The organism is Microcystis sp. M_QC_C_20170808_M3Col (genome assembly GCF_007095505.1).
In the GTDB taxonomy this organism is placed as follows: Bacteria; Cyanobacteriota; Cyanobacteriia; order Cyanobacteriales; family Microcystaceae; genus Microcystis.
Map to the genome: position 1 here is coordinate 1 of NZ_SFBY01000367.1, position 16,758 is coordinate 16,758.

15 protein-coding genes and 1 pseudogene are annotated in these 16,758 nt (G+C 44.4%); 6 read left to right on the plus strand and 10 right to left on the minus strand.

The annotated features are described in order from the left end of the window. Positions 1 to 107 precede the first annotated feature (107 nt). Positions 108 to 323, plus strand: a pseudogene (locus tag EWV84_RS16800) (PEP-CTERM sorting domain-containing protein); the annotation flags it as partial. A gap of 118 nt (positions 324 to 441) precedes the next feature. Here the strand turns inward: EWV84_RS16800 and EWV84_RS16805 are convergent. From EWV84_RS16805 to EWV84_RS16815, 3 genes are all read right to left on the minus strand, one after another. Next, a complete protein-coding gene (locus tag EWV84_RS16805; protein WP_287078920.1) occupies positions 442 to 849 on the minus strand; it encodes a type II toxin-antitoxin system VapC family toxin in 408 nt (135 codons plus the stop codon). Beyond that, entirely contained in the window at positions 846 to 1,154 is a 309-nt protein-coding gene (locus tag EWV84_RS16810; protein ID WP_287078921.1) for a type II toxin-antitoxin system HicB family antitoxin, read from the minus strand. The genes EWV84_RS16805 and EWV84_RS16810 overlap by 4 nt, the downstream gene beginning before the upstream one ends. A 183-nt stretch (positions 1,155 to 1,337) precedes the next feature. Continuing rightward, on the minus strand, positions 1,338 to 3,416 hold the full coding sequence (locus EWV84_RS16815; protein ID WP_287078922.1) for a thioredoxin domain-containing protein: 2,079 nt from the start codon (positions 3,414 to 3,416) through the stop codon (positions 1,338 to 1,340). 77 nt (positions 3,417 to 3,493) lie between these two features. On the opposite strand from EWV84_RS16815, the gene EWV84_RS16820 reads away from it, so the two are divergent. Next, a complete protein-coding gene (locus tag EWV84_RS16820) occupies positions 3,494 to 4,102 on the plus strand; it encodes a chromophore lyase CpcT/CpeT (protein WP_286826553.1) in 609 nt (202 codons plus the stop codon). Here the strand turns inward: EWV84_RS16820 and hemB are convergent. The 3 genes from hemB to def all read right to left on the minus strand — a co-directional run bounded on the left by hemB (position 4,099) and on the right by def (position 6,855). Beyond that, on the minus strand, positions 4,099 to 5,079 hold the full coding sequence (gene hemB, locus EWV84_RS16825) for a porphobilinogen synthase (RefSeq protein WP_286826554.1): 981 nt from the start codon (positions 5,077 to 5,079) through the stop codon (positions 4,099 to 4,101). The two genes, EWV84_RS16820 and hemB, sit on opposite strands and share 4 nt — an antisense overlap. Positions 5,080 to 5,195: 116 nt before the next feature. Further along, the gene (gene folE, locus EWV84_RS16830) at positions 5,196 to 5,852 is read right to left on the minus strand and encodes a GTP cyclohydrolase I FolE (protein ID WP_286826555.1); all 657 of its coding nucleotides are present in this window, start codon (positions 5,850 to 5,852) and stop codon (positions 5,196 to 5,198) included. A gap of 424 nt (positions 5,853 to 6,276) precedes the next feature. Next, on the minus strand, positions 6,277 to 6,855 hold the full coding sequence (def, locus tag EWV84_RS16835; RefSeq protein WP_287078923.1) for a peptide deformylase: 579 nt from the start codon (positions 6,853 to 6,855) through the stop codon (positions 6,277 to 6,279). An 84-nt stretch (positions 6,856 to 6,939) separates the two neighbouring features. Between def and dnaA the strand changes: the two genes are divergently transcribed. Then, on the plus strand, positions 6,940 to 8,274 hold the full coding sequence (dnaA, locus tag EWV84_RS16840; RefSeq protein ID WP_286826557.1) for a chromosomal replication initiator protein DnaA: 1,335 nt from the start codon (positions 6,940 to 6,942) through the stop codon (positions 8,272 to 8,274). A gap of 128 nt (positions 8,275 to 8,402) precedes the next feature. Here the strand turns inward: dnaA and EWV84_RS16845 are convergent, their stop codons facing one another. Together EWV84_RS16845 and EWV84_RS16850 are read right to left on the minus strand one after the other, a co-directional pair. Then, positions 8,403 to 9,353 carry a heme o synthase gene (locus tag EWV84_RS16845; protein ID WP_287078925.1) on the minus strand — a complete coding sequence of 317 codons (951 nt, stop codon included), beginning with the start codon at positions 9,351 to 9,353 and terminating at the stop codon, positions 8,403 to 8,405. A 13-nt stretch (positions 9,354 to 9,366) separates the two neighbouring features. Beyond that, positions 9,367 to 10,287 carry a COX15/CtaA family protein gene (locus EWV84_RS16850; RefSeq protein WP_287078926.1) on the minus strand — a complete coding sequence of 307 codons (921 nt, stop codon included), beginning with the start codon at positions 10,285 to 10,287 and terminating at the stop codon, positions 9,367 to 9,369. A gap of 314 nt (positions 10,288 to 10,601) precedes the next feature. Here EWV84_RS16850 and EWV84_RS16855 point away from each other — a divergent pair, with 314 nt between their 5' ends. From EWV84_RS16855 to EWV84_RS16865, 3 genes are all read left to right on the plus strand, one after another. Further along, entirely contained in the window at positions 10,602 to 11,567 is a 966-nt protein-coding gene (locus EWV84_RS16855; RefSeq protein WP_287078927.1) for a cytochrome c oxidase subunit II, read from the plus strand. 29 nt (positions 11,568 to 11,596) lie between these two features. After that, entirely contained in the window at positions 11,597 to 13,273 is a 1,677-nt protein-coding gene (gene ctaD, locus EWV84_RS16860) for a cytochrome c oxidase subunit I (RefSeq protein ID WP_287078929.1), read from the plus strand. Between the two features lie 148 nt (positions 13,274 to 13,421). Continuing rightward, entirely contained in the window at positions 13,422 to 14,045 is a 624-nt protein-coding gene (locus tag EWV84_RS16865) for a cytochrome c oxidase subunit 3 (protein ID WP_287078930.1), read from the plus strand. 164 nt (positions 14,046 to 14,209) lie between these two features. On the opposite strand, the gene EWV84_RS16870 is transcribed toward EWV84_RS16865, so the two are convergent. Both EWV84_RS16870 and EWV84_RS16875 read right to left on the minus strand, forming a co-directional pair. Continuing rightward, positions 14,210 to 14,572: an acyl carrier protein gene (locus tag EWV84_RS16870; protein ID WP_287078931.1), complete on the minus strand. Its 363-nt coding sequence runs from the start codon at positions 14,570 to 14,572 to the stop codon at positions 14,210 to 14,212. Next, positions 14,550 to 16,349 (minus strand): acyl-CoA dehydrogenase family protein, encoded by a 1,800-nt coding sequence (locus tag EWV84_RS16875; RefSeq protein WP_287078933.1) that lies wholly within the window; start codon positions 16,347 to 16,349, stop codon positions 14,550 to 14,552. Before EWV84_RS16875 ends, EWV84_RS16870 begins: the two co-directional genes overlap by 23 nt. Between the last annotated feature and the right edge of the window lie 409 nt (positions 16,350 to 16,758).

Genomic DNA, 16,758 nt, shown 5'->3' on the forward strand with positions numbered 1-16,758 from the left:
GTTAAAAGTTAAACTTCAAGTTTTTATTCAGGACGAATGTACTGATTAACTAATTTTTTGGGGAAAATTAGTTAACCCATCATTATAACATATAATTAATTTGCAAGAGTTCTAATGAAGATTATCAAGTATTCACCCGGTCGGATTTTGGTATCGACTTCCCCCTTGGCCTGCCGGCAGGCCATTACTATGGCGGTTGCCCCGGTAGCTGCAAAGGGGCTATACAAGTGCCTGAACCCACTTCAACTGCTGGACTTTTAGCTATTGGCTCCTTTGGTGCATTAGGTGCAGCTTCAACCCTCAAGCGCAAACTTAAGCCATAAAAGTCGGCTAAATTGCTTCTAAAAATACCATAAACGCCCCTTCATTCAGTCAGTTGAGGGGGTTTATTTTTCCCTTTGTTGACTTGATTAAATACCTTAAAAATCGATAGGAATCGCACTATATTAAAATGACAAAACCTTCCTGAGTAAAATGTTTATCATGGGTCAATATCTCGATAATTTCCAGTTCTCGCATCGTCTGCATAGAGATACAATCAATGAGACCATATTCTTTGTCAGGACGATTTTGGTAGAGAGTTAGACCTGCTAAAAATGATTCATGAGTTTGGTGGACTACCTGAATATTGGGATTTTTGATTATTCCTTGAACCAGTTGACAAGCACGTTGTCGAATCTGACTCCCGTAAGCTGAAAAAAAAGTCAAAGTTTCTGCTAAAACTTCTTCAGTTGTCACGAGACAAAATTGTTCTAATCTGCGAGTAATAGCAATTACTTGACCGTGCCAATTATCCCTAGGATTGATGGATGCTGTCCAATAAAATGTATCAGCAAAGATAGTTCTCATGAATCGCTTTTAGGAATACCATAGATATAGTGGTCATGTTCTTGTGCGCCGTCCCTCGGCAAATTGTTGATTTCTGTTTCGGTCATGCCGGCTGTAATATTTTCAAAAAGTTCGAGAAGCGATTGGGCCGTTGTCTTGCTGGATTCTTCTTCTTGTTGATGCCAATGGGATTGGATGGCTTGTTTTATAGCATCAATGACTGAATCTAAAGAATTTCCTTCTGCTATATATCCTTCAATTTCAGGACTGTAAGCAGAATATTTTCCTTCTCTCTTTTCTATTTCAATACTGACTTTTGATTTCATCGCTCACCTGTTTAAATTAAATAAATATCTTAACTCAATTGTAATTTGTAGGAATGGAGATTCGCCAACTGCGTGAATCGCTCGTTAGGGAGAGTGCGATCGCTCTGTCACGAGTAGGGTGCGTTCCCTGATGCAATCCTTGTTACTCCATCGTTTGATCAAGGGGAACACACCATCTTTAAGTTAACCGAGCCGTATTGACTCCCCTGCCATCACTCCGGCAATTTGTCGGTGCAACTGTTCTAAATTTTCTGCCGGTTCAAGGCAGCATAACCCTTGACAAATTAACCCAAATGTGCTAAGGGGCAAACTGGCATCGACTCGATACACCGCAGTGGGCAAATAGCGACTTAACAGCGGCTCGATCGAGCTTTCCGGGGCGCGCAGACAGAAACCGTGACGATAGTGATCGAGAGCGACAAATAAACTGGGGCAAGCGGTGGGGGACTCTTCTAGGATGGTACTAAAAGATTGCAAGGCCTTTTCGGCCCGATCGAGATATTCTAGATTTTCCGTCAATCGCGACAGACGCACTAAATTAGCGATCGCAATTCCGTTGGCCGAAGGGGTGGCATTATCCGTATAGCCCCGTTCCCGCACGATCAAATCGAGACTATGATCAGAAGCGGTATTAAAATATCCTCCCTCATCCTTGGACCAAAACCAGCGCTCGAATTCCCCTTGTAGATCGATAGCAGCCTCTAACCAGCGAGTTTCTTGGGGATTAGCCGTTTGCAAGTCCAGTAAAGCCTTAATAAAATAGGCAAAATCCTCCGATTGGGCTAAAACCGAGGCCTGACCCTGATAATTCAAGCGCTGAAAACGTCCATCTAACCACTGATGCTTGAGAATAAACTCGGCCGCTTGACTAGCCATTTGCCAGTACAAAGGTTCCCCAAAGACGGCAAAGGCCCGGGCCAAACCGGAAATCATCAAACTATTCCAAGCGACGATCATTTTCGTATCCGTTACCGCCGGAATCCGTCCCGGCCAAGAAACGGTTTTCGCCTCTTGATTGTCTCTGGCCGGGGGAAAAAGAGCTAATTGGGACTGAGAACTGCCATAACGCCGAATAAATAACTTATCGAGCATATTTTCTATCTCCGACCATAATTCTCCCCCTTGCCGACGTTGCAGGACATTACGACCCTCAAAATTCCCCTCGGCAGTAACGGTAAAATTAGCTTGCAGCAGTCCTAATTCCTCGATCGAGAGATAATCCCTTAACTCTAAATCCGACCAGACATAAAAGGCTCCTTCCTCCGGTTCTCTATCCGTGGCATTCTGAAAACTATCGGCATCCTGGGCCGCATAAAAATAGCCTTCTGGGGCGGTCATTTCCCGTTTTAGCCAGTTAACCGTGCCTTTAATCCCTCTCTCAAAGGCCGCTTCTCGATAACCCGCACTCCACAAATTGGCTAAATATTCGACAATTTGCCCGTTATCGTAGAGCATTTTTTCAAAATGGGGAACTGTCCACGTCGAATCCACCGTATAACGATGGAATCCTCCCCCTACATGGTCATAGATTCCCCCCAAGGCCAGATCTTCCCCCCGTTGATAGGCCGCTTGCCGGAGGGAATCCTCAAAATCGTCACCAAAGCGACTGCCCTGCAAAGCCAGATTAGAATAGGGAATCATCGGAAAACTGGGCCGACCGTAGTTATTGGGATTAACCTGAATCACTGCCGTATTTCTCTCGATTCCTGTGGCTAAAAGGGAAGGAGCGGCTAAATTGGTCTCTGCTCGGGGTAAAATAGCCGATTGACGCAGTGCGCCCAGCATTTCGGCCGTAAATTTGCTTAATTTGTCTTTTTCCTCGTCGTAATAACGACGTATCGATTGCAGCACTTGCAGAAAACCGGGCCGGTTAAAGCGCGGTTGCACGGGAAAATAAGTGCCACCATAGAAGGGAATTAAACTATCGGGTGTTAGGAAGACATTCAGAGGCCAACCCCCTTGACCGACCATCATCTGCAATGCTTGCATATAGATACTATCGATGTCCGGTCTTTCCTCGCGATCAACTTTGATCGGCAAAAAATACTGATTGAGATAATCGGCAATGGCCTGATCGGAAAAAGCTTCTCCTTCCATAACCGTACACCAATGACAGCTAGAATAACCGATCGAGAGAAATATCGGTTTATCTTCTCTCCTGGCAATTTCTAGGGCGCTGTCACACCAATACCACCAATCGATCGGGTTTTCGGCGTGTTTTCGTAGGTAAAGACTTTCAGATTCAGCCAGATGATTAGCCATGGGAAAAGGGGATTTTTTGCTCTTGCTGCTTATTAGTTTAAGCTAATTAGAGACTAACCGGAATTAAGCCGCTGCTCATGCTGAAAACTTCGATCGCCCTAGGATTTTTTCTCACTCAATCTTGGCCCCTTAACCCGCAAGTGCAAGGGGTGGCTAATCATTTAATTGGGGTGATGGATACCAGGGAACAAGCGCAGACTAACCCCCGCATTGCTAAGGTGCAGATGACTACCTGTGCGGTGAATTTTTCCCCCAAACAGGATAATATTTATCTCTATCAAGAACAGGCGATTATCGATCAGTTAAATCAACCCTATCGTCAAAGAATTTTAGTCATTCAACCTAGCTCCGATAATTCCACTGTGGAATCAAAAGCTTATAAGTTAAATAATGCCGCTAACTTTATTAATTTTTGTAACAAAGACTTGACAGAAAGAAATTTAAATGTATCAGATTTGGCTGAGTCGGTGTGTACTGTGTTTTTAAAACCGATAGCGGGGGGTTATCGGGGAGAAACTCCCCCCCAGGGTTGTCCCACTAATGCCAGAGGTGCGGTAAAAATAACTAATACAATTATTCTACATTCCCAGGGCATGGATACCAGCGATCGAGGTTATGATAGCCTTGGGCGGCAGCTGTGGGGTGCGCGGGATAATTTCTATCAATTTCGCTGGCAAAAACCCTAAAATCGGCTTTCCTGTTTCATTAATGCCACATCAAGAGCAAAATAGGTCAAAATCAAATCGGCCCCCGCTCGTTTCATACTGGTTAAAGTTTCCAAAATCAGGCTTTTTTCGTCAATCCAGCCCTGTTTTGCCGCCGCTTTAATCATTGCATATTCACCACTAACATTGTAGGCAGCAATGGGCAGATGGCTACTATCTCGCAGACGACGGATAATATCGAGGTAGGCGAGAGCGGGCTTAACCATGATAATATCTGCCCCTTCTGTTATGTCTAAACTGGCTTCCCGTAACGCTTCCCGACTATTAGCCCCATCCATTTGATAGGTTTTCTTATCACCAAATTTCGGGGCTGATTCTAAGGCATCTCGGAAGGGACCATAATAAGCAGAGGCATATTTAGCCGTATAAGCGATAATTCCCACATCTAGATAACCCGCTTCGTCTAAAGCTCGACGGATCGCCCCAACCCTACCATCCATCATATCGGAAGGGGCGACGAAATTAGCCCCGGCTGCCGCTTGCGAGAGCGACATTTTCACTAAAACTTGCACGGTTTCATCGTTAAGAATTTTACCGTCTTGGACGATACCATCATGACCATAAATTGAAAAAGGATCAAGGGCAACATCGGTAATAATAATTATTTCAGGGACTTCTTTTTTAATCGCTTTCACTGTCCTTTGTACTAAACCATCGGGATTATAACTTTCTGTACCGAAATTATCTTTTTTATCTTCGGCAATCAGAGGGAAAAGAGCGATGGCATTAATGCCTAAATTATAAGCATTAACCACTTCTTTTAGCAATAAATCGAGGGAATAACGATAACAATCGGGCATAGAAGGAATAGCCACCTTTTGATTTTCTCCCTCCATGATAAAAACAGGATAAATCAAGTCATTAACGGTTAATTCGGTTTCACGAACAAGACGGCGAATCGCTGGAGTATAACGAAGACGACGGGGACGAATCAGCATGATAACGGCGAGTCAAAAATAAAAAGTAAACAGTAAATAGCTAGGTTTGCTCTAGTTTTTTGCTTAGGAAAAAACCGGGGATAGGACAATCAAATAATCCTGATCCCCCTGACTAATTAGTGAAAATCGGGACTATGACGAATCAAACTCATAAACTCTTGACGAGTCTTAGCAGAATCGGCAAAAATACCGCGCACGGCACTCGTAGAAGTCCAAGAACCGGGTTTTTGAACCCCGCGCATTACCATGCACATATGAGTCGCTTCAATCACCACAGCCACCCCTTGAGGTTGCAGTAATCCTTGTAAAGCATCGGCAATTTGTGCGGTTAAACGTTCCTGTACTTGCAGTCGTCTGGCGTACATTTCACAGATGCGGGCAATTTTCGATAAACCGATCACTTTCCCGTTAGGAATATAGGCAACATGAGCGCGGCCGATTATCGGTAAAATATGGTGTTCACAGGAGCTAAAAATATCGATATCTCGGATTAAAACCATCTCGTTAGCCTCCTCGTGAAAAACTGCCCCATTCAGCAATTCATCGAGGGATTGCTGATAACCAGAAGTGAGAAATTTTAGGGCTTTTACTACTCGTTTAGGAGTGTCTCGTAAACCTTCGCGATCGGGGTCTTCTCCTAATCCTAACAGCAGTGTTCGTACCGCTTGCATCATCTCGGCTTCCGATACCGGCGATTTAGGTTCGGTAATCACTTCGGGAAAGTGATTGTAGTCATCATTGTGGAAAATTGCTTTGGACTTAGCTAAGGTCATAGATATTTTTACAGACTCCAATAGTTAATTAATCGGCAAAGTTTTCTGATTTTACCAATTGTCAATAAATACCCTTTGCTAGAGTATTTATTTTTCTGGGCATCTAGACGATAACTAATGAAAGCTATCGGTTTATTTCCTCGTCTCTGGGTTTATCTCCGGTGCGGAAATCTGGAAAAATTGATTTTCCTAGTCACCGAAAAAGTCTTGAGTATCTCCCTAGTTAATTGAGGACAGAGTTCTACTGCATAATTAATTTATTTTGTCAAGTAGTTCATTTGTTTGTTAGTGTGTTTTCCTAGAATGATAATCGTTATCATTTTAACAAAAAATTTAGATTTACCAACAAAAATTTTGTCGCCAGATAAAATAGTCCCGTTAAGTTATTTAACTTATTTTGAAGACATACAGAGATTTTGCGATTTTATCGCTTATATTCAGCAATATTACTGATTTTTTGGTATTCTTCCTCCGAGTATAAATCCGCCGGAGAAGCAAGGCGATCGAGAAAGAGGATTCCTTCGAGATGATCGTATTCGTGTTGAAAGATGCGCGCGACAAAATCCCTGAAAACTTGACGGATTTCGCGACCCTTGCGATCGCAATATGCCACCTCGATCCACTGATGACGGGGGACAAAACCGCGTAAATTGGGGACACTGAGACAACCTTCCCAACCCTTGACCATTTCCTCGCTGACCTGCAAAATGCGCGGATTAATCACGGCAGTGGGTGGCATCATCGGAGCGTCCGGATAACGAGGATTGGGGTGAGAAGCAACGATAAACAGACGCAGAGACCGAGCAACTTGGGGCGCGGCGATTCCCACCCCGTGGGCAGCTTGCACGGTGGTAATCAGGGAATCGATCAAATTTTGACAGTCAGAATCGAGAAGATTATCGATCGCTGGTGCTTTTTGCTGTAGAATTGGATTTCCTAATTGGGTGATTGTTAAAACTTGCGTCATCTGTCTAAAGATTAATTGTTTAGCTCTGAAAATCATTTTATCGTCAGCGGAAAAATCTCGCTAAACTGATAAGGCTTCCCTGCAGCAGCACTAGATCAACTTTGTTAATCAAAATTAACCGTGGATAGCAGCGCCCAACAACTTTGGCATAATCTCCTAGAGCGTCTAAAATTACTATTAACCCGTCCCGCTTTCGAGACTTGGTTTCAAACAGCGACGGTTAAAGAATGGCAAAACAATCGCTTAGTAATTCAGGCTGCCAATCCCTTTATTCTTAACCATCTTCAGAAAAATTATCTGTCAACAATTGCCGAAGTAGTACAGGATATCGTCGGTTATCCCGTCGAGATTCAACTAACGGCACAACAGGGCGATTCGATCGCTATTTTCCAGCCTGACACTAGCTTAGAATCAGAATTATCCCCCGGTAATCAACTTAACCCTAAATATAATTTTTCCCGTTTTGTTGTCGGTCCAACTAATCGCATGGCCCACGCGGCTGCTTTAGCGGTAGCGGAATTACCCGGACGCGAATTTAACCCGCTTTTTCTTTGTGGTGGAGTGGGATTAGGGAAAACCCATTTAATGCAAGCGATCGGTCATTATCGTCTGGAATTATATCCCCAATCCAGGGTTTCTTATGTATCGACGGAACAATTTACTAATGATTTAATCACTGCTATCCGTCAAGATAGTATGGAAAGTTTTCGTAATCATTATCGCCATGCGGATATATTATTAGTGGATGATCTGCAATTTATTGAAGGAAAAGAATACACTCAAGAAGAATTTTTTCATACCTTTAATACCCTGCACGAAGCGGGAAAACAGGTGGTTTTAGCCTCCGATCGCCTCCCCAAACAGATTCCCAGTTTACAGGATCGTTTAATTTCTCGCTTTTCTATGGGATTAGTCGCCGATATCCAAGCACCGGATATCGAAACTCGCATGGCAATTTTACAAAAAAAGGCCGAGTACGAAAATCTGCGTCTCCCAAGAGAAGTTATCGAATATATTGCCGTTAATTATACTTCTAATATTCGCGAATTAGAGGGGGCATTAATCCGGGCTACTACTTATATTTCTATCTCTGGATTGCCGATGACGGTAGAAAATATCGCGCCGGTTTTAAATCCACCAATGGCCAAAATTGCCACTTCTCCTGAGATTATTATGGCGGTAGTAGCAGAAAAATTTCAACTCTCGATCGCCGATCTAAAAGGAAATTCCCGCCGACGAGAAATTAGTTTTGCCCGACAGATTGGGATGTATTTGATGCGTCAACACACGGATTTAAGCTTACCGCGCATTGGCGAAGAATTTGGCGGTAAAGATCACACCACTGTTATTTATAGCTGTGATAAAATCAACCTTTCCCAACATCAAGATCGACAATTACAAGAAATCTTAGCCCAACTAATCGAGCGAATTAACTCCCTTAGTCGCAATCAGTAGTCGGGAAGTGGGGTTTTTCAGTGATCAGTGATCAGTAAACATTGAAAAGACACTAGGAAACTGCTATTTAATACTGCTCACCTAAAAGTCACATCTGATAACTGATAACTGATAACTGATAACTGAGATTAACTACAGGAGAATAAACTGGCAATTGTAGCGAGGAGACGAGAGGTCATGGGTAAACTATCGATCACCATAGCTGTACATAATAACATCATGTAAAGAATGGAATATTTAAACAGCGATCGAGCGATGTCCCGATCAAAAGGATTCTGTTTTAATCGCCAAGCTTTTTTCAGGAAAACAAACCCTAAAATTAAAGCCACTACACCATAGACCACACCACAGGCAGCCAAGGGATAAATCAGGAGGAAAGTGAAAGGAACGACGATTAAAGTATAGAGCCAAATCTGCTCGCTAGTGGCTTGTTCTCCTTTAACTACGGGCATCATCGGGATATCCACTTCTGCATAATCATCCTTGATCATTAAAGCCAAAGCCCAAAAATGGGGAGGAGTCCAAAGGAAAATAATTGCGAATAAAATCCAAGGAATCCAACCGAGATCGCCCGTTACTGCCGCCCAACCCACTAGGGGAGGAATCGAGCCAGCCGCGCCACCGATAACAATATTTTGGATACTATGACGCTTGAGCAGATGGGTATAAATCAGCATATAAAATGCGATACCGGTCATTGCTAAAAATCCGCTCAAAGTATTGACAAAAAAGACAAAAAGTGCTAGGGAAAGGGAGGCTAAAACGAAGGCAAAAATGAGGGCGTGGAGGGGTTGCACGCGGCCGGAGGGAATGGGACGGGCGCGGGTGCGAAGCATGGTGTGATCGATGTCGCGATCATAGATACAGTTTAAGGTTTGAGCGGCGGCGGCGGCGAGAGTGCCACCGAGGAGGGTAAGAAAGAGTAAGAGAGGGGAAACCTGACCTTTAGAGGCGATTTCCATAGAAGCGGCCGTGGTAATCAGCAGTAGAGGAATAATTCGCGGTTTAGTGAGTTGATAATAACTTTTAGCGACTTGTAAAAAATTATCGTGGTGGCGAAGGGCTTGAGTTCCAGTCATCGTGATTAAATCCTTAGAGATGGCTTATAGGTGCGAAATAACGATCGCGAAGGGCAAAAGTGGTAAAAGCAACGAGGGTTCCCACCAATAGCGCACCGATGCTGTGGTGGGTAATGGTTAAGGGTTCCACCTGTAGATGCAGTTTCAGGGTGGCAACGCCTAAAAACACCTGTAGGGCGACTAATCCCCCGGCGCTAAAAGCTAGTTTTTTGAGGAGAGGATGGATAGCGGCAATTCGCCAAGCGAAGAAAACTAGGGTTAACACCGAGATAGTGGCGGGAAAAACCCCGATAATGTGGCTATTCATCACGGTGCAGAGTTGGGAAACCGTTAAACACTGATGGGCAGCCCAACGGGAACCGACGAGACCGCCGAGGAGACATTGCAGATAAACTAGACCGGTGGCGACCATTCCGAGCCAAGTTAGTTTCCCGACTGTACCTGTGGGACGGTAGGGAGTCAGACAGATAGCAATGACGATTAGGGTAGCAAAAAAGAGCAAAGCTGTGCCTAAATGGGCGGTTACGATGTCAAATCGCAGTAATTGGGTCACGGTTAATCCTCCCAGGACTCCTTGCAGGAGAATTAAAGCCAAAGCAGCGATCGCAGAGGGAAACAGCCAAGGGGGAAGATGGCGACGATACCACCAAGACAGACCGACGAGAGCGAGCGTACTAAACCCGATCAAAGAGGCATCGAGACGATGAAACCACTCCAGAAATACCTGTAGATTCATCTGCTGACTGGGAATCCATTGACCGTAACACAGCGGCCAATCGGGACAAGCTAAACCGGCGTTCATAACTCTGGTGGCAGCACCCACCACCATCAGGGCGAAAGTAGCGATCGCAATTTTCCAGACTAAGCGGCGCATCCACACCTGAATATTGCCGGTTTCTCTTAGGGGTGTCGGGTTAAAAACAGATTCGGTCATCGGTTTGCCTGTTCTCAAGGAGTCTGTCATCAAAGATCATGGCTTTGTTTGCCAGTTAGTTATCACTGTGAATGAGTTTTTTTACGACCGGTAAAACCTTTTAGATATTCTTTAGATTTCTGGCCATTTCCGTTACATTTGTTTACATAAACTCAGAATAAAATATAAAAATTAGTGATTTTAAATACTTTCCCTGAAAACGATCCCAAAGAAAAGATAAAATTCTCAGAAGATGCTGGTTAAATTTCCCATCTATAGGGGAATCATGTTTTAGCCTTGAATAAGTAGGCACTATTGAAAATATTGAAAAGACCGTGAAAATTCCCAGCAGTATCCTGACCCTTGTACTCGGGATCGCCTTGACCTTAATTAGTCTCTGGTATGGCCAAAATCATGGCTTAATGCCCGTGGCCGCTTCCGAAGATGCCAAGGAAATAGATAGTATCTTTAATCTGATGATGACCATCGCCACGGGACTATTTTTAATAGTTGAAGGCGTGATCGTTTATATAGTGATTCGCTTTCGTCGCCAACCGGGGGATCAAACCGACGGGCCGGCAGTGGAGGGCAATGTCCCCCTAGAAATCTTCTGGACAGCCATCCCGACGGTAATCGTCTTTATCCTTGCCGTCTATAGCTTCGAGATTTATAACAATATCGGCGGTCTCGATCCCTTGATTTCCAAGGGTGACAAAGGAGAAATCGCCCACCACGGTCATCACCACGGCACGATGATAGCCCTGAGCGGCGATCGCAGAGTAGCCCTAGGTATCGGCAATTCCTACGATGGTGAAGGAGTTCCCCCCCTAGTGGTCAATGTTAAAGGTATTCAATACGCTTGGATCTTCACCTATCCCGAAACTGGCATTGTTTCCGGGGAACTGCACGCTCCCGTCAATCGCCCCGTGCAACTGAATATGGAAGCAGGGGATGTGATCCATGCTTTCTGGGTTCCCCAATTGCGTCTAAAACAGGACGTTATCCCCGGACAAGAAACGGTGTTATCGTTCACATCCAATCAAATTGGTCAATATCCGATCATTTGTGCGGAACTTTGCGGGGCCTATCACGGTGGCATGAAATCTAGCTTTGTGGTTCACTCCCAAGCAGATTACGACCAATGGGTGCAGGATAACACAATCGCTGAAGTTGACAGCGATCAAACCGTAGCCATGACCGCTAAAGATCGCTCTGATAGTCAATATTTGACCCCCTACACCGAAGAAATGGGCATCGACGCTGAAATCCTCGCCCAAGTTTCCCATCAGCACCAAATGTAATTTTTCTTGTCATCTAAAATCTTGGCATTATGACAGCATCAACGGAAATAACCACCCCAGCAACCGTTCCCGAGGTGATCCATCACCGCAAGTGGACAGATTACTTTACTTTCTGCACCGATCATAAAGTCATCGGCATTCAATATCTGGTGACTGCCTTTCTTTTCTTCTTTATTGGCGGTGCTTTCGCGGAAGTGCTGCGGACAGAATTAGCCACTCCCGACCCCGATTTCGTCTCCCCAGAACTATATAACCAATTTATGACCATGCACGGAACGATCATGATCTTTCTTTGGATCGTTCCGGTTGGGGCAGGTTTTGCCAATTATCTCATTCCCCTGATGATTGGGGCCGAAGATATGGCTTTTCCTCGTCTTAACGCTGTGGCTTTCTGGCTTAATCCCCCCGGCGGGCTGCTATTATTATCCAGTTTCTTTGTCGGCGCTCCCCAGTCCGGTTGGACTTCCTACCCACCTTTAAGCTTAATTAGCGGCAAATGGGGGGAAGAATTGTGGATTTTGAGCCTTTTATTGATCGGGACTTCTTCGATTTTAGGCTCGATTAATTTTATCACCACGATCCTGAAAATGCGGATTCCTGAGATGGATTTGTACAGTATGCCGCTATTTTGTTGGGCAATGCTGGCTACCTCGACTCTGGTACTGCTTTCCACCCCCGTTCTCGCTTCTGCTCTCGTTCTCTTGTCCTTTGATTTAATCGCCGGCACGAGCTTTTTTAACCCCGCCGGCGGCGGCGATCCGGTGGTTTATCAGCATATGTTCTGGTTTTACTCCCATCCTGCCGTTTATATCATGATTTTGCCATTTTTCGGCACGATATCGGAGATATTACCGGTTCACGCCCGCAAACCGATTTTTGGTTATCGAGCGATCGCCTATTCCAGTCTCACCATCTGTTTCTTGGGTTTAATCGTTTGGGCCCACCATATGTTCACCAGCGGCACCCCCGGCTGGTTACGGATGTTTTTCATGGCGGCAACTATGTTAATCGCCGTTCCCACTGGCATTAAAATCTTTAGTTGGTGTGCCACTCTTTGGGGGGGTAAACTTAGTCTCAATACGTCTTTGTTATTTGGGGTCGGTTTCCTGTCTTCCTTCCTCATCGGTGGTTTGACCGGGATTATGTTGGCTTCCGTTCCCTTCGATATCCACGTCCACGATACCTATTTTGTCGTTGGTCACTTCCATTATGTACTATTTGGTGGTACGGCAATGGCCCTGTTTTCTGCCGTTTACCATTGGTTCCCGAAAATGACCGGACGGATGTATAACGAGACTCTCGGTCGTATCCACTTTGTTCTCACTTTTATCGGTTTGAATTTAACTTTCATGCCGATGCACGAATTGGGATTATTGGGTATGAACCGTCGTATTGCCCTGTATGATGTGCAATTTCAGGATTTAAATGTTCTTAGTACCGCAGGGGCTTATATTCTCGGTATATCGAGCGTTCCCTTCGCTATTAATATGGTCTGGAGTGCCTTTAAAGGTCAACCCGCTGGTCGTAATCCTTGGCGCGCTTTAACCCTAGAATGGCAAACCTCCTCTCCCCCAATTATCGAGAATTTCGAGGAAATGCCGATTCTTTGGTCCGGCCCCTACGATTACGGTATTGATATGGAGGAATCAGAAGCAGCGGAATCAGTACAAGATATCCTCGCCGAAGTGGGCGCAGAATCCCAATAATTAGGGAGGATTAGCCCTGGGGTTAGGTGTTGGGGTAGTGGGGTAGTGAGGAATTTAGCTGAAATTTCCCTATCACCCTATCCCCCTAAATCCCTATCCCCCCATCTCCTCACTCCCCGTCTCCCGTGTAAACTAAGGACATTCAATCATGCAAGGTTCAGCGATCAAAGATTCTCAACTCTCTGTCAATTATCATCAAGAAACGGTGGAACACGGACATCATGGCCACCCAGATCATCGCCTATTCGGTTTGGTTTTGTTTCTAGTGGCGGAAAGTTCCATCTTTTTGGGCTTATTTGCCGCTTTCTTGTTCTACCGTACCATGTTACCCGTTTGGCCTCCCGCCGGCACACCAGAATTAGAATTAACCCTACCGACAATTAACACGATTATTCTGGTGTCTAGTAGTTTTGTTATGCACATGGGACAAAAAGCCATTAAACAAAACAATAACGCCGGTTTACAATTTTGGTTCGGTATTACTGCCCTGATGGGAATTATCTTCCTTTGTGGTCAAGGATACGAATATAGTCACGCTGAATTTGGTCTCAAAACTAATGTTTTTACCAGCGCTTTTTATGCCTTAACCGGATTCCATGGTCTCCACGTTACTTTTGGTTTAGTGCTAATTCTATCTGTCCTCTGGCGTTCTCGTCAAAAAGACCACTATTCTAGTCAATCTCATTTTGGTGTGGAAGCGGCAGAATTATACTGGCATTTCGTCGATGTGGTCTGGATTATCCTGTTTTTACTGGTGTATATCTTGAGCTAATTTTTGTTATTTATTCAGAGAAAAGGGCGACCAATTGATCGCCCTTTTTTATATATTTCAATTTACAGAAGTTATCTGATAGGTTATACTTCATTTTTATGAGAAAAGCTTTAACTGATAACCGAGTAACTGATAACTGATCACTGATAACTGATCACTGATAATTAACGACGACCGAATAAACTCCAACCTTTGCCACCACTAACGGCCGGTTCAGCTTTTTCAACGACGGGAGCAACTTCTGCGGGGGTTTCCTCACCAGAAAGATTAGAAAGATCGTAGTTTTCTACTAGGAAAAGAGACGCTTTTTCAATAGTAGAATGATCCCAGAAAAGGGTAGAAGGTAACTCTTGACCAACCCAATCTTCTAGATCACCCACCATCGTTACCGCATCGATCGAATCTAAACCATAACGAGTTAAAGGTTCAGTCACATTAATCGTTTTTGCATCCAAAGATAACTGATCGGCTAACTGTTTAACTAACCAATTTTGTACGAGATTATTAAGATTGGAGTTGGAGTTCATGGGTTTTTTCCTCGGTAGTTTGTGAATGGGCTAATTGAAAAGGCACGATCGAAAAATGTTGATTTTCCCGATATAATTTCAGCAATTCTTGGGCAACATTTTCTATATACACCTCAGATAGAGTGTAAGGCAGCGGCCGCAGAGTTCGCAGTAATCGGTGTAAACTCAACACCAACCATTCCCCCTGGGCAAAAAATTCACCCAAGATGGAACGATTATAAAGCCAAGTGTGTAAACAAGCGGAAGCAGCGTGTAAAGTACAGTATTTCTTGGCAATCTCGAACAATTCGGGTGATTGGTCGTGACCATACTCGAATTTCGATTGACTAATCTGTTCATCGTGAGCATTTAGTTCCTCTAAAACTAAATTACCCAACATCAACAGATTTTCTAATATCTCTGCGTCCACTTCGTCAGAATTTTTCAATCCCTCGAGCATATCAAGGGCAATCTCTAAACCTTGCAGGGAATCATCCATTCCCCGGCCAAATAATTCTAAATTATTGGGTTCAAAGGGAGGAACTGACTTTTCTAGGCTAAAAATCGCCTCTAAACGGGTTTTTAACGCCGACATAGTGCGCGAGTTGCGTTTAGCCCGATATTTAGTTAAAGGACGCAATTGTAGGATTAAAGCATGAAGATTGACGATCGAACTGCCGTCAAACATACTGATAATCGAATTATCCCGCAGTAGCTTCTGGAAGATGCCGAATTCGTGTTCTTCTCGCATATAAAAACGCGATCCCAACACCACATAAACACTATTAACCATCTCCTCCAGACGGACAGTAACAAAATATTTTACCACCGAAGCCCAGACGCTAAACTGTTCGGGGATAATATGAAAACCTCTTGCGGCCGGAATCGTCTCGCAATCACAAATAAGGATGTCAAGGAAAGCATCGACGAGAGTGCGCCGGGGTTGGGGCAAATCCATCACAGTTTTGTGATAAATTACCCGATTAACGGCAAAACTGAGGGTAGTTCTTAAAGCGGTATCGGCTGCCCCGTGGGAAAAAGCAGCGCACAACATTCGGGTAATCTGGAAACCTTTCAGGGCTAATTCTAAACCGTCTCCCTCCTCCCGTAAACGCATGGAATCGGGGACGAAACAATCCTTAAAACCAATCCCACTCATATCCGAGGCGCGCACGCCATGGGTGTATATTTTCGGCAAATTATAGTATTTTTCGGGATCTAATTGCCGTTTATCGACCATAAATAGGGTTAAACACTTTGGTCCGCCGTTAGCATCGGTTTTCGCCAAAATAAAGGAAACTCCAGAGATAGTCGCCCGGTTAATCGGCCATTTCTCCCCATTGAGAATATAACCTCCTTCCACCTTTGTCGCGGTCAGATCACCATTGATCAGATCGCTACCGTGTTCCTTTTCCGAGTAACCCAGACACATCGCCCCATAGTCATCCATGATAAAACGGGCGAGCTTCTGTTTCTGTTCTGGGGTTCCCGCCATCCAGTTTAAAAACGACCAGAATAGGGTAGTAAAAGCGATACCGATAGTTTGATCCCGTCGGGAAAGTACCCGCACAAAAGCGACAAATTCCTCAAAAGAGGTGAATTCACCGCCGCAATCCGTGGGAATGTAGTAGTGTTGGAGTTTCCAGTCGTATAACCAGCGAATTTCCTCGTGGGGAAATTCTTCGCTCTCGTCAATCTCGATCACCCGCTTGTAGGATAGAGGGTTATCAGGATTGAGAGGATCGCCTAAGTCTTTTTCCAGTGCTTCAGCAGTCCAGTATTGCTTAAGCTTTTTCATAGTGCCTCTAGGACAGATACAATGTGTTTTTCGTCAATGCCTTCGGTTAGAAGACCCGACCATGCACAAAAATTATTGACCATTCTAGACGTTTTGCTGTAGAGTAGCAACAATTATGCGATGTGCAACTAAAAACGACGGAATCAGGGTTCCAGAGGATACTTTATCTCTGCCGATTTCTGAAAGCCTTGGCAATCAAGACTAAAAATACAGTTGCACAAGGTGTAAATTATCTAATTGTTGAGGAGTATTAAATTTATGCCCGGAGTTTATGGAACTAATTTCTCGGACATCATCGAAAATTTTGGGTGGGAAACCCCGCCGTTCTAGGTTGGCTTTACGTTAGAATTAAAAAGACCGTCTCGAAAACCAAGTGGGCGGACAGCACCTTGAAAACTCGGCTTAGGGG

Bases quoted from the DNA above. Each gene is read 5' to 3' on its own strand.
- EWV84_RS16805 (WP_287078920.1), bottom strand. From the start codon at position 849: ATGAGAACTATCTTTGCTGATACATTTTATTGGACAGCATCCATCAAT.
- EWV84_RS16810 (WP_287078921.1), bottom strand. From the start codon at position 1,154: ATGAAATCAAAAGTCAGTATTGAAATAGAAAAGAGAGAAGGAAAATAT.
- EWV84_RS16815 (WP_287078922.1), bottom strand. From the start codon at position 3,416: ATGGCTAATCATCTGGCTGAATCTGAAAGTCTTTACCTACGAAAACAC.
- EWV84_RS16820 (WP_286826553.1), top strand. From the start codon at position 3,494: ATGCTGAAAACTTCGATCGCCCTAGGATTTTTTCTCACTCAATCTTGG.
- hemB (WP_286826554.1), bottom strand. From the start codon at position 5,079: ATGCTGATTCGTCCCCGTCGTCTTCGTTATACTCCAGCGATTCGCCGT.
- folE (WP_286826555.1), bottom strand. From the start codon at position 5,852: ATGACCTTAGCTAAGTCCAAAGCAATTTTCCACAATGATGACTACAAT.
- def (WP_287078923.1), bottom strand. From the start codon at position 6,855: ATGATTTTCAGAGCTAAACAATTAATCTTTAGACAGATGACGCAAGTT.
- EWV84_RS16845 (WP_287078925.1), bottom strand. From the start codon at position 9,353: ATGACTGGAACTCAAGCCCTTCGCCACCACGATAATTTTTTACAAGTC.
- EWV84_RS16850 (WP_287078926.1), bottom strand. From the start codon at position 10,287: ATGACCGAATCTGTTTTTAACCCGACACCCCTAAGAGAAACCGGCAAT.
- ctaD (WP_287078929.1), top strand. From the start codon at position 11,597: ATGACAGCATCAACGGAAATAACCACCCCAGCAACCGTTCCCGAGGTG.
- EWV84_RS16865 (WP_287078930.1), top strand. From the start codon at position 13,422: ATGCAAGGTTCAGCGATCAAAGATTCTCAACTCTCTGTCAATTATCAT.
- EWV84_RS16870 (WP_287078931.1), bottom strand. From the start codon at position 14,572: ATGAACTCCAACTCCAATCTTAATAATCTCGTACAAAATTGGTTAGTT.
- EWV84_RS16875 (WP_287078933.1), bottom strand. From the start codon at position 16,349: ATGAAAAAGCTTAAGCAATACTGGACTGCTGAAGCACTGGAAAAAGAC.